Annotated in this window: 12 protein-coding genes; 10 read left to right on the top strand and 2 right to left on the bottom strand. The window is 64.8% G+C overall.

Annotation, left to right across the window (positions count from 1 at the left end):
• The first annotated feature begins 19 nt into the window (after positions 1–19).
• The 8 genes from A3840_RS02410 to A3840_RS02375 all read left to right on the top strand — a co-directional run bounded on the left by A3840_RS02410 (position 20) and on the right by A3840_RS02375 (position 8,700).
• A complete protein-coding gene (locus tag A3840_RS02410) occupies positions 20–1,270 on the top strand; it encodes a Zn-dependent hydrolase (RefSeq protein WP_067451312.1) in 1,251 nt (416 codons plus the stop codon).
• Between the two features lie 147 nt (positions 1,271–1,417).
• A complete protein-coding gene (locus tag A3840_RS02405) occupies positions 1,418–1,837 on the top strand; it encodes an endonuclease domain-containing protein (RefSeq protein WP_067451309.1) in 420 nt (139 codons plus the stop codon).
• 16 nt (positions 1,838–1,853) lie between these two features.
• Positions 1,854–3,305, top strand: coding sequence for a dihydropyrimidinase (gene hydA / locus A3840_RS02400; protein WP_067451306.1), 1,452 nt, complete (start codon positions 1,854–1,856; stop codon positions 3,303–3,305).
• Positions 3,306–3,465: 160 nt separating this feature from the next.
• Positions 3,466–4,251: an ABC transporter ATP-binding protein gene (locus A3840_RS02395; protein WP_067451303.1), complete on the top strand. Its 786-nt coding sequence runs from the start codon at positions 3,466–3,468 to the stop codon at positions 4,249–4,251.
• A gap of 211 nt (positions 4,252–4,462) precedes the next feature.
• A complete protein-coding gene (locus tag A3840_RS02390) occupies positions 4,463–5,329 on the top strand; it encodes an ABC transporter permease (protein WP_067451300.1) in 867 nt (288 codons plus the stop codon).
• 140 nt (positions 5,330–5,469) lie between these two features.
• A complete protein-coding gene (locus tag A3840_RS02385; protein ID WP_425388831.1) occupies positions 5,470–6,435 on the top strand; it encodes an ABC transporter permease in 966 nt (321 codons plus the stop codon).
• 19 nt (positions 6,436–6,454) lie between these two features.
• Entirely contained in the window at positions 6,455–7,435 is a 981-nt protein-coding gene (locus A3840_RS02380; protein ID WP_067451297.1) for an ABC transporter substrate-binding protein, read from the top strand.
• Positions 7,436–7,803: 368 nt separating this feature from the next.
• Positions 7,804–8,700, top strand: a complete 897-nt coding sequence (locus tag A3840_RS02375; protein WP_067451294.1) for a hypothetical protein — start codon at positions 7,804–7,806, stop codon at positions 8,698–8,700.
• Between the two features lie 269 nt (positions 8,701–8,969).
• On the opposite strand, the gene A3840_RS02370 is transcribed toward A3840_RS02375, so the two are convergent.
• On the bottom strand, positions 8,970–9,560 hold the full coding sequence (locus A3840_RS02370) for a TetR/AcrR family transcriptional regulator (RefSeq protein WP_067451291.1): 591 nt from the start codon (positions 9,558–9,560) through the stop codon (positions 8,970–8,972).
• Positions 9,561–9,638: 78 nt separating this feature from the next.
• Between A3840_RS02370 and A3840_RS02365 the strand changes: the two genes are divergently transcribed.
• Both A3840_RS02365 and A3840_RS02360 read left to right on the top strand, forming a co-directional pair.
• On the top strand, positions 9,639–10,049 hold the full coding sequence (locus A3840_RS02365; RefSeq protein ID WP_067451288.1) for a VOC family protein: 411 nt from the start codon (positions 9,639–9,641) through the stop codon (positions 10,047–10,049).
• Between the two features lie 356 nt (positions 10,050–10,405).
• Entirely contained in the window at positions 10,406–11,533 is a 1,128-nt protein-coding gene (locus A3840_RS02360; RefSeq protein ID WP_067451285.1) for a Gfo/Idh/MocA family protein, read from the top strand.
• A gap of 191 nt (positions 11,534–11,724) precedes the next feature.
• Here the strand turns inward: A3840_RS02360 and A3840_RS02355 are convergent, their stop codons facing one another.
• On the bottom strand, positions 11,725–12,330 hold the full coding sequence (locus A3840_RS02355; RefSeq protein ID WP_067451282.1) for a hypothetical protein: 606 nt from the start codon (positions 12,328–12,330) through the stop codon (positions 11,725–11,727).
• Positions 12,331–12,381: the final 51 nt, after the last annotated feature.

Here is a 12,381-nt window from a genome sequence, read left to right as displayed (position 1 = left end):
TACCTCGCGAGCACACAGCATGACCTCTCCCGGCGAAAACCTTCGGATCAATGGCGACCGGCTCTGGGAGAGCCTGATGGAGATGGCCAAGGTCGGGCCGGGCATTGCCGGGGGCAATAACCGGCAGACGCTGACCGATGCGGACAAGGAGGGCAGGGAGCTGTTCCGGAGCTGGTGCGAAGAGGCCGGGCTTTCCATGGGCGTCGACAAGATGGGCACCATGTTCATGACCCGGCCCGGCAACGATCCCGAGGCGCTGCCGGTCTATATCGGCTCCCATCTCGATACCCAGCCCACCGGCGGCAAATATGACGGCGTGCTGGGGGTGCTGGCGGGGCTCGAAGTCGTGCGCTCGCTCAATGATCTGGGCATCAGGACGCGCCATCCCATCGTCGTCACCAATTGGACCAATGAGGAGGGCGCGCGCTTCGCCCCGGCCATGCTGGCCTCGGGCGTCTTCGCCGGCGTCATTCCCATCGCGCATGCCTATGCCCGCACCGATCTCGAGGGCAAAAGGTTCGGCGACGAGCTGGAGCGCATCGGCTGGGTGGGCGAGGAAGAGGTGGGCGCGCGGAAAATGCACGCCTATTTCGAATATCACATCGAGCAGGGCCCGATCCTCGAAGCCGAAGACAAGCAGATCGGCGTCGTCACCCATTGCCAGGGCTTGTGGTGGCTCGAATTCACCCTGACCGGCAAGGAGGCCCATACCGGCTCGACGCCGATGAACATGCGCGTCAATGCCGGGCTGGCCATGGCCCGCATCTTCGAGATGGTGCAGGACGTGGCCATGGGCGAGCAGCCCGGCGCCGTGGGCGGGGTGGGGCAGGTGAAATTCGCCCCCAATTCGCGCAATGTGCTGCCGGGGCAGGTGGTGTTCACCGTCGATATCCGCTCGCCCGACCAGGCCAAGCTCGACCGGATGCGGGCGGCCATCGAGGCCGGGGCCGCCGAAATCTGCGCCGAACTGGGCGTCGGCTGCGCGGTGGAAGCGGTGGGCCATTTCGATCCGGTCACCTTCGATCCGACATTGGTGAGCCGGGTGCGCGCGGCAGCCGAAAAGCTCGGCTACAGCCATATGAACATCATTTCCGGCGCCGGGCACGACGCCTGCTGGGCGGCCAAGGTGGCGCCGGCCACCATGATCATGTGCCCCTGTGTGGATGGGCTGAGCCATAACGAGGCTGAAGACATCTCCAAGGACTGGGCGACGGCCGGCGCCGATGTGCTGTTCCACGCCGTAGTGGAAACGGCGGGGGTGGTGGAGTGAGATTCGGATGATGCGCAAGGCCCCCTCACCCGCTGCTGCGCAGCGACCTCTCCCCCCAGGGAGAGGTAGGAGGAGGCCGTGCGTCGCGCAGCGACACCTCTCCCTTTGGGGGAGAGGTCGGCCCGCAGGGCCGGGTGAGGGGGCCTTATGAGCAATCTCAAAACCCGCTTCGCCCAGAAGGCCGCCAGGGTGCTCCGCATCAATATGACCGACGCCGAGCGCAAATTGTGGTCGCGGTTGCGCAATCGGCAATTGCTGGGCTTCAAGTTCGTGCGGCAGGAACCGGTGGGGCGATTCATTGCCGATTTTGCCTGCCGGGAGGCCGACCTGCTCGTCGAGCTTGATGGCGGGCAACACGCAGAGAGTAGCCGGGACGATCAAAGGACACTGGAGCTGATGGGACATGGCTATGCCGTGCTCCGCTTCTGGAACAATGATGTCCTCAGCAATATCGATGGGGTGCTTCAGGCGATCGCGATGCATCTCGAAAAGGCCCCCTCACCCGGTCTTCGCTTCGCGAAGCCCGACCTCTCCCCCCGGGGAGAGGTGAAGAGGGGCCAGCAATAAACCAAGGGAACACAGCATGAGCACGATCATCAAGAACGGCACCATTGTCACCGCCGATCTCTCCTACCAGGCCGATGTGAAGATCGAGGGCGAGACCATTGTCGAGATCGGCAGGAACCTCTCCGGCGACGACATTCTCGACGCCACCGGCTGCTATGTCATGCCCGGCGGCATCGATCCGCATACCCATCTCGAAATGCCCTTCATGGGCACCTATTCGGCCGATGATTTCGAGAGCGGCACGCGGGCGGGGCTGGCGGGCGGCACGACCATGGTGGTGGATTTCTGCCTGCCCAACCCCGGCCAGAGCCTGCTCGAGGCGCTGCAGATGTGGGACAACAAGACCGGCAAGGCCTCGGCCGATTATTCCTTCCACATGGCCATCACCTGGTGGGGCGAGCAGGTCTTCGAGGAAATGGCCGAGGTGGTGGATCGGGGCATCACCAGCTTCAAGCATTTCATGGCCTATAAGGGCTCCCTGATGGTGAACGACGACGAGATGTTCGCCTCCTTCCAGCGCTGCGCCGCGCTGGGCGCGCTGCCCCTGGTCCATGCCGAGAATGGCGACGTGGTGGCGGCCATGACGGCCAAGCTCCTGGCCGAGGGCAATAGTGGGCCGGAGGGGCATGCCTATAGCCGGCCGCCGGAAGTGGAGGGCGAGGCCACCAATCGCGCCATCATGCTGGCCGACATGGCCGGTGTGCCGCTCTATGTGGTGCATGTCTCCTGCGAGCAGGCCCATGAAGCCATCCGCCGCGCCCGGCAGAAGGGCATGCGCGTCTATGGCGAGCCGCTGATCCAGCACCTGACGCTGGACGAAAGCGAATATTTCAATCCCGATTGGGACCATGCGGCGCGCCGGGTCATGTCGCCGCCCTTCCGCAACAAGGCGCACCAGGATTCGCTCTGGGCCGGGCTGCAATCGGGCTCGCTGTCCTGTGTGGCCACCGACCATTGCGCCTTCACCACCGCGCAGAAGCGCAATGGCGTCGGCAATTTCGCCAAGATCCCGAACGGCACGGGCGGGCTGGAGGACCGGCTGCCGGTGCTCTGGACGGCTGGCGTCAATACCGGCCGGCTGACGCCCAACGAATTCGTGGCGGTGACCTCGACCAATATCGCCAAAATCCTCAATCTCTATCCGAAGAAGGGCGCCGTCATGGTCGGTGCCGATGCCGATCTCCTGGTCTGGGACCCCAAGCGGAAAAAGACCATTTCGGCCAAGAGCCAGCAATCGGTGATCGACTACAATGTCTTCGAAGGCTTCGAGGTGACGGGCCTGCCGCGCTTCGTGCTGAGCCGGGGCAAGGTGGCAATGGTCGAGAACGAGATGAAGGCCGAGCCCGGCCATGGCAAATTCGTGGGCCGGGAAGCGAAGAACCCTGTGAACAGGGCGCTCAGCCAGTGGAAAGAGATCGTCGCACCGCGCAAGGTGGAACGGTCCGGCATTCCGGCGACGGGGGTTTGATGCGGAATTTGGTTAGCGTGATGCTGAAGGCCCCCTCACCCGGCCCTGCGGGCCGACCTCTCCCCCAGAGGGAGAGGTGTCGCTGCGCGACATCGGTGCTTTCCTCACCTCTCCCTTGGGGGAGAGGTCGCCGCGAAGCGGCGGGTGAGGGGGCCTTGCCATGAGCGTGGTTCAGGCAATGGATCTCGGCCTCACCTTCCCCGCCGGCGATGGCGACGTGGTGGCGCTCAAGGATGTGAACCTGACCATCGGCAAGGGGGAATTCGTTTCCTTCATCGGCCCTTCGGGCTGCGGCAAGACCACGTTCCTGCGCGCTATTGCCGATCTGGAAAAACCCACATCGGGCACGCTCAGCGTCAATGGGCAGACGCCCGAAGAGGCCCGCCGGGCGCGGGCCTATGGCTATGTGTTCCAGGCGGCGGCGCTCTATCCCTGGCGGACCATCGAGAAGAACGTCGCCCTGCCGCTCGAGATCATGGGATATGGCCAGGCCCAGCAACATGAACGGGTCAGGGCGACCCTGGAGCTGGTCAATCTCACCGGCTTCGAGAAGAAATATCCCTGGCAGCTTTCGGGCGGCATGCAGCAGCGCGCTTCGATTGCCCGGGCGCTGAGTTTCGATGCCGATCTGCTGCTGATGGACGAACCCTTCGGCGCGCTGGACGAGATCGTGCGCGACCATCTCAATTCCGAATTGCTGAAACTCTGGGACCGGACGGGCAAGACCATCTGCTTCGTCACCCATTCCATCCCCGAGGCGGTCTATCTGTCGACGCGCATCGTGGTCATGTCGCCGCGCCCGGGCCGGGTGACCGATGTGATCGAGAGCACCCTGCCGCGCGAACGGCCGCTCGATATCCGCGAGACGCCGGAATTTTTGGAGATTGCCGCGCGGGTGCGCGACGGGCTGCGGGCCGGGCACAGCTATGAGGAGGAGCATGTGTGATGGGGGCTGCCATCCCATTCACCGACCACCCTTCTCCCCTTGTGGGAGAAGGTGCCCCAAAGGGGCGGATGAGGGGTGTGCGGGCTCACCGCCCGCTCCTCTGCGGAGGAGAGAACCCCTCACCCTGGATTTTTGCTGAACGCAAAAATCCTGTCCCTCTCCCACAAGGGGCGAGGGGAGGCCTGGTGTGCGGGGATGCAGGGATGACATCATGACCCGCATCCTCCCCGTCCTCACCATTCTCCTCGCCCTCCTGCTGTTCTGGTACGCCATGGCCGTTCACATGAACGCGCCCTGGCAGAACACGCTCAACAATCGCGCCGGGCTCGAAAACGTGCCCTTCATGGATTTCGCGCAGCAGGCCTGGGCGCAGGACAAGCCGGTGCTGCCGGCGCCGCATCAGGTGGTGAGCGAAATCTGGAACGCCACCATCGCGCTCGACATCACCTCGCGCCGCTCGCTCGCCTATCACGGCTGGATCACGCTTTCGGCGACGTTGCTGGGCTTCGCCTTCGGCACAATGCTCGGCATCGTCCTGGCGGTGGCCATCATCCACAACGATGCCTCGGACCGCTCGCTCATGCCCTGGATCATCGCCAGCCAAACCATTCCCATCCTGGCCGTGGCGCCCATGGTGGTGGTGGGGCTGGGCGCGGTGGGGTTGACGGGGCTCGTGCCCAAGGCGCTGATCTCGATGTATCTGAGTTTCTTCCCGGTCGTGGTCGGCATGGTCAAGGGCCTGCGCTCGCCCGAAGCCATCCAGCTCGACCTGCTGCGCACCTATGATGCCAGTCCGGTGCAGGTATTCTGGAAATTGCGCTGGCCGGCCGCCATGCCCTTCCTCTTCGCCTCGATGAAGGTGGGCATCGCCATTTCGCTGATCGGGGCGGTGGTGGCCGAGCTCTCCAACGCCTCGGGCGGGGGCCTGGGCGTGCGCCTGCTCACCGGCTCCTACAATGGCCAGACCATCCAGATCTGGGCGGCGCTGTTCATCGCGGCGGGCCTCGCCGCCGTGCTGGTCGCCATTGTCGGCGGCGCCGAAAAATGGGTGAACGGCCGGATGGGGGCGCGGGCATGAGACGCGACCTTTCCTTCTTCCAGCTCTATCTCGGCCTGGTGGCGGGCGGCCTGGCCCTGCTGGGCCTGCTCATGAGCCTCCCCACTTTCGGCAATGCGCCGCTCCTGGCCCTGTTCTTCGCGCTGGGCGGGGCGAGCCTCATGCGGCTCCTCGCGCCGTTCAGCCTCTGGCTCGACGGGCTCCTGGCGGTGCTGGGCGCCATGGGTCTGCTCCTGGCCCTGCCGGTCGGCCAGGCCATGCCGCTGCATCACTGGCTGGCGCTGATCGCCGCCTGGGCCTTTGCCTGGCTGTTCGTCGAACGGCTCTCGGCCGCCATCCGCGCCGGCAGCTTGCCCGAGACCGGCACCGGCCTCGTCATCCCCGTCACCTTCGGACTGGCCTTGCTGGTCATCTGGGAAGTGGTGACGCGCGGCGCCAATGTGCCGCCGGTCCTGCTGCCGCCGCCCTCGGCCATCGGGGCGAGGCTCATGGCCGAGACCAATATCCTCTGGGCCGATTTCGTCCAAACCTTCATCAAGTCGGTGCTGCCCGGCTATGCCATCGGCTGTCTTGCGGGGCTGGCCGTGGCGATCCTGGTCGATCGCTCGCCCTTCCTCAAGGCCGGCATCATGCCCATCGGCAATTTCATGTCGGCCCTGCCGATCATCGGCATCGCGCCGATCATGGTCATGTGGTTCGGCTTTGACTGGCAGAGCAAGGCGGCCGTGGTCGTCGCCATGACCTTCTTTCCCATGCTGGTCAACACGGTGGCCGGGCTCAATGCCGCCTCGGCCATCGAGCGCGACCTCATGCGCACCTATGCCGCCAATTACTGGCAGACCCTTATGAAGCTCAGGCTTCCCGCTGCGGGCCCCTTCATATTCAACGCCCTCAAGATCAACTCGACTCTGGCCTTGATCGGCGCAATCGTAGCGGAATTCTTCGGGACGCCCGTCGTGGGAATGGGCTTCCGGATATCGACCGGGGTGGGGCGTCTCGCCATCGACCTGGTCTGGGCGGAGATCGCCGTTGCGGCGGTCGCGGGGTCCGCCTTCTACGGGGTGATCGCCCTCATCGAAAGGGGCGTCACCTTCTGGCATCCGTCCGTCCGTGGTGGACGGGCGTAAAGGGAAAAGGGAACGACAAATGAACAAGATCATCACCGGGTTGATGGCCGGCGCCCTGGCGCTGTCCGCCGCTCCGGCCGTGCTGGCCGCCGATGCGCTGACCCTGCAATTGAAATGGGTCACCCAGGCGCAGTTCGCCGGCTATCTGGTCGCCGAGGCCAAGGGCTTCTATGACGAGGAAGACCTCGACATCACCATCCTGCCCGGCGGCCCCAATATCGCCCCCGAACAGGTGATCGCCGGCGGCGGCGCCGATATCATCGTCACCTGGATGGCCGCCGGCATGGCGGCCCGGGAATCGGGCGTGCCGCTGGTCAATATCGCCCAGCCCTTCAAGCGTTCTGGCCTGATGATGATCTGCCCCACCGAAACCGGCATCACCACCGAAGCCGATTTCCCCGGCCATACGCTGGGCGTCTGGTTCTTCGGCAACGAATATCCGTTCTTTGCGTGGATGAACAAGCTGGGCCTGGCCACCGACGGCTCGGATGGCGGCGTCACCGTGCTGCAGCAGAGCTTCGACATCCAGCCCATGATCCAGGGCCAGGCCGATTGCATCTCGGTGATGACCTATAACGAATATGGCCAGGCGCTCGATGCCGGCTATGGCCCGGATAATTTGACCATCTTCAACTATACCGAAATGGGCAATGACCTGCTCGAGGACGGTCTCTATGTGATGGAAGACAGCCTCGACGATCCCGCCAAGGTCGATGCCTATACCCGCTTCGTGCGCGCCTCGATGAAGGGCTGGGCCTATGCGCTGGAAAACCCCGAAGAGGCGGCCGAGATCGTGGTCGAGGCCGACGATACCGGCGCGGCCGAATATGACCACCAGTTCTACATGGTCAACGAGGTGACCAAGCTGGTCGATCCCGACGATCCGGCGCTGGACATGGCCACCTATGAGCGCACCGTGCAGGCCCTGCTCGACCAGGGCATCATCAAGGCGACGCCGGAAGGCGCCTATACCAGCGTGGTGACCGACGGCCTGAAATAAACTTCGATCATTGATCGAGGATGCAGGCGGGGCATCAGCCCCGCCTGTTTTGTTTCTGAATAGGGCTCAGGCGGGCACCCATTTGCCTCGCTCACCGCTCGTCACCCTCGGGTCAAGCCCAAGGGTGACGATCCCGGAAGGCTGGGATCACGGAACAAGTGAGCGAAGGCCGCAGCGATCACGCTCGATAGCCTGTGCCGCAATCGGAACAAAATCCGCCCTCGTGCCGTTGCCTGACCACGAGCGTCACAACAAGAGGGCTTTCTCATGAACAGCATTATCTACCTGGTCGGCCTGGTCGTTATCGTCATGGCCATCCTGTCCTTTATCGGCCTCGCCTGAGCATCGTGAACCCGGGAGGACAGAACATGACCATTGAATCCCCATCCGGCATCGCCGTCGTCGAAACCGGCCCCGTCAGCGGCCGCGAGGACGCCAGCTATGTCGATTGGCCGGCCATTTTCGCCGGCATCGTCTTCGCCTCGGCCGTCTCGCTGGTGCTGATCAGCTTCGGCTCGGCCATCGGCCTCAACTTCGTCGATTTCAATGCCCGCGACGGCGCCCCCACCGTGCTGATCGGCATCGCCGCGGCGAGCTGGTTCCTCTGGGTGCAGATCTCGAGCTTCATGGCCGGCGGCTATCTCACCGGCCGCCTGCGCCGGCGCCATTTCGACGCCAGCGAGGATGAAAGCGACATGCGCGACGGCGCCCATGGCCTGCTGGTCTGGGGCGGAGCGCTGATCGTGGGCGCGGTGCTGGCCGTGGGCGGCATCGGCGCCTTCGCCAATGCCGCCGGCAATGCCGCGGCCACGGCCACCATCGCCGCCTCCAACATGGCCGAGGGCGAAGCCGACATGGCCGATCCCAATGCCTATTTCATCGACACCCTGTTCCGCGCCAATAACCCGGTCGATCCGGGCGTGGCGCGCGACGAGGCCGGGCGCATCTTCGCCCAGGCGGCCCTGGGCGACGGCACGCTGGCTGCCGAGGACCGCACCTATCTGGCCAATGTGGTGACGGCCAATACCGGCCTGACCCCCGACGAGGCCCAGGCCCGCGTCGACCAGGTGGCCGCCAATGTCGAGGCGGCGCGCCAGGAGGCCATCGAGGCGGCCCGCATCGCCCGCAACACCGCCATCATCGCGGCCTTCCTGCTCGCGGCGTCCTCGCTGATCTCGGCCATCGGCGCCTATTGGGCGGCCCAGAAGGGCGGCAATCACCGCGACCATAACAGCGTGTTCAGCGACGTCTTCCGTCGCTTCTAAAAGGCCAGGAGAGGAGAAAAACAATGTTCAAAGGTCTCGCACTCTGGCTGCTCGGCGTGCCGATCTGGCTGATCATCATCATTTTCCTGGTCACCTGACCGGGAAGGAAAGGCGGGGCGAAAGCCCCGCTTTTTTATGAGCTCAAGGCCCCCTCACCCGCCGCTGTGCGGCGACCTCTCCCCCAAAGGGAGAGGTGGGAGATTGTCGATGTCGCGGAGCGACACCTCTCCCTTGGGGGAGAGGTCGGCCGCAGGCCGGGTGAGGGGGCCTTAGGCTTTCCGCAAACCCCGAATGACAGCTTCCATCGCCGCCCGATAGGCCGGGATGTCGGCTTCCGGCGCCAGGGCGGCGCGGTCGAACAGGGCGCCGAGCAATTGCGCCACCGGCTCCACCGGCACATCGGCCAGCACGCCGGCATCCCGGGCGCATTGCACGCCCTCCACCAGGGTGCGCTGGCCATATTTCTGGTTGATGGCGTCGAGCGCCTCCGGCCCCAGCACGGCCGGCGCGTCGATCAGCATGATGCGGCGGCGGCCGGGATCCTGCATGGCGGCGAGAAAGGCGTCCCCGCCGGCCACCAGGGCATCGATCATGTCGGCCGGCGCCCCCTCGCCATCGGCCATTGCGGTGATGGCTGCGGCCACCGCCGCATGCTCGTCCTCCACCACGGCGGCGAACAGGGCCAGCTTGTCGGCGAAATGATGATAGAGCGCGCCCCGCGTCACCCCCGCCGCCGCCACGATTTCCGGCGTGCCGGTGGCCGCATAGCCCTTGTCGGCGAACAGGTCCCGCGCCGCCTGCAACAAAGCCTGGCGGGTGGCGGCGCGGCGCTCATCCTGGCTGCGTCTTTCCACTTGCATACATACTGCCTGTATGTTATTCAAATCTATATACATGCAGTCTGTATCTAATTTACCCACAAGGCAAGGAGAGAAGAGATGAAATTCAACAGCCTGTTTCCCCTGCTGCAAGTGCGCGATCTTGCCGCCAGCAGCGATTTCTATCGCCGCCATTTCGGCTTTACGCCGGTGTTCGAAAGCGATTGGTACATGCATCTGAAGGGCGAGAGCGAGGGCCTGTTCGAGCTGGCGCTGATTCACTACCAGCACGATTCGATCCCCAAGGCCGGCCAGGTGCCGAGCAGCGGCGTGATCCTGAGCTTTTACGTCGATGATGCCGCCGCCGAAGCCGCGCGGCTGGAAGGCGAGGGCGTCGCCATCGCCCAGCCGCTGCGCGACGAGGTCTTCGGCCAGCGCCATGTCATCGTCGCCGACCCCAATGGCATCCTCATCGACGTCATCACCCCCATCGAGCCCGACCCGGACTGGCTCAAGACGCAGATGGGCTAGGGTGCTGGGCCTGTCTTCCACCATGTGCCGTCATTGCCCGGCTTGTCCGGGCAATCCAGCGCGTCGCCATGGACCACCGGGACAGGCCCGGTGGTGACGATAGGGGGATGGTCTCCGCGCTGGATCGTTTCACGTTTCGCTGCACACACCAGTAGACCTCATCCTGAGCTTGTCGAAGGGCGAGGTCGTGGCGCTCGGGCTCTCTTACGCCCGACCTCATGGTTCGACAGGCTCACCATGAGGTCTTCGAGGAGCGCGCAAGCATGTCCTTCCGGGACTTAAAAATCACACAAATCCCCTTCCGACTCCGCCCGCGTCAGGCTAGGCTGATGCACGTACATCTGGGAGGAAACAGCATGTCTGCCAAGCGGCTCGGGATCGGTCTCATCGGCACCGGCAATATCTCGTCGGCCTATCTCAAGGCCATTCTGGGCAAGGACGGCATGCCCGGCTTTCCCGTGCTCGATATCAAGGGCCTGGCCGATATGCGGCCCGAGGCGGCCGCAGCCCGCGCCGCCGAATTCGGCCTCAAGGCCATGAGCATCGACGAGCTTCTCGCCGATCCCGAAATCGCGCTGGTGATCAACCTCACCATTCCGCGCGCCCATGTCGAAGTGGGGCTCAAATGTCTCGCCGCCGGCAAGCATGTCTATTCCGAAAAGCCGCTCGGGGTCACCTATGCCGAGGGGCGCAAGCTGCTCGATGCCGCCAATGCGGCCGGCCTCCGCATCGGTTCGGCGCCCGACACCTTCCTGGGCGGCGCGCATCAGCAGGCCCGCGCCGTGGTCGATAGCGGCGTCCTGGGCCAATTGGTGGGCGGCACCGCCTTCATGCTCAGCCCCGGCCACGAAAGCTGGCATCCCGATCCGGCCTTCTATTACGATCTGGGTGGCGGGCCCATGCTCGACATGGGGCCCTATTACATCACCGACCTGGTCAATCTGCTGGGGCCGGTGGCCAGCGTCTCGGCCATGTCCTCGCGCCTGCGCACCGAACGCACCATCACCTCCGAGCCCAAGAGGGGCCAGACCATGCCGGTGCGGATCGACACTCATGTCACCGGCGCGCTGGGCTTTGCCAATGGCGCCATCGTGCAGATCGGCATGAGCTTCGACGTGGCCGGCCACAAGCATGTGCCGCTCGAGATCTACGGCACGGAGCAGAGCCTGATCGTGCCCGATCCCAATTTCTTCGGCGGGGCGGTGGAAACCCGCAAGCGCGGCCGCGAGGAGCAATGGCAACCCGTGCCGGTCGCCCAGCCCTATGCCGATGGCAATTACCGCTCGCTGGGCGTGGCCGACATGGCCCTGGCCATTCTCGAAAACCGCCCGCATCGCGCCAATGGCGACCTGGCCTTGCATGTGCTCGAGGTCATGGAAGCCTTCGAACATGCCGCAAGCCAGGGCCGCACCGTGGAGATCAAAACCCCGGTCGAGCGCCCCGCGCCCCTGGCCGAGAGCCTGCGCGACGGCCGGCTGGGCTAGGGGTTTCGCCCTTATCTCGCTTCGCCCAACTCCCGTCGCCCCCCCAATCTCTCGTCATTGCCGGGCTTGTCCCGGCAATCCAGAATTCGCCGTGGCATCGATTGGACCACCGGGACAGGCGCCCGGTGGTGACGATGGCGGGGAGGGGCGTGTGTCGTCCTATTCAGGGGGGCGGAAGGAGCACCCCGCTCTCACCAATACCAGCCGAGATTGTCGGCGTTCGCCTTGTCGAAATGCAGCGTCACCTCGGCATCCCGCGCCGGCTGGTGGGTGCCGTCCACATATTGGCGCTGCGTCAGAGTGATGGTCTGCGCCTCTTCATCGTGGCCGCCATAGAGATAGTCGAAGCAATCGCCGGCCTGGCTGGTGTCGATGTGCGCGGCGATTTCCTGTTTCAGCGCGTCCAGTTCCCGCCCCTCGATGGCCTGGCCGTCGGGACGCTCATAGGCGCGCACCGAGGGCACCCAGTCGAAGCCCGTATCGCAGATATAGCGGCCGTCGCGAAACACGCCCTCGGCGACGAAGCTGATATCGATTGCCGCGCTCCAGGGATTGGACAATTCGTAGCGCACCATGTCGCCATCGATCTCGAGATAGATGTCCGACCAGCCGCATTCCTCGCCCCTCTGGTCATAGCACCAGCGCTCCGCGCCCAGCATCAGGCCCCCGACCGCCTCGATCGGCACCAGCTTGCCCGGCTTGAACCGGTCGATCACGTCCTGGCTCGCCGCGTCATAGGCCAGGGCCGTGCCGGAGCAGGTCACGAGGGCGGCGAGGGCGATGGCGAAGCGGCGCATGAAATGTCTCCCGTGTTTGGAACCGATCCTAGCGCAGTGCTCTATCCCTCG

Origin of the sequence: Devosia elaeis (assembly GCF_001650025.1) — a bacterium.
GTDB classification, from domain to species: domain Bacteria; phylum Pseudomonadota; class Alphaproteobacteria; order Rhizobiales; family Devosiaceae; genus Devosia; species Devosia elaeis.
This window is presented reverse-complemented; position numbering and strand designations above follow the sequence as displayed.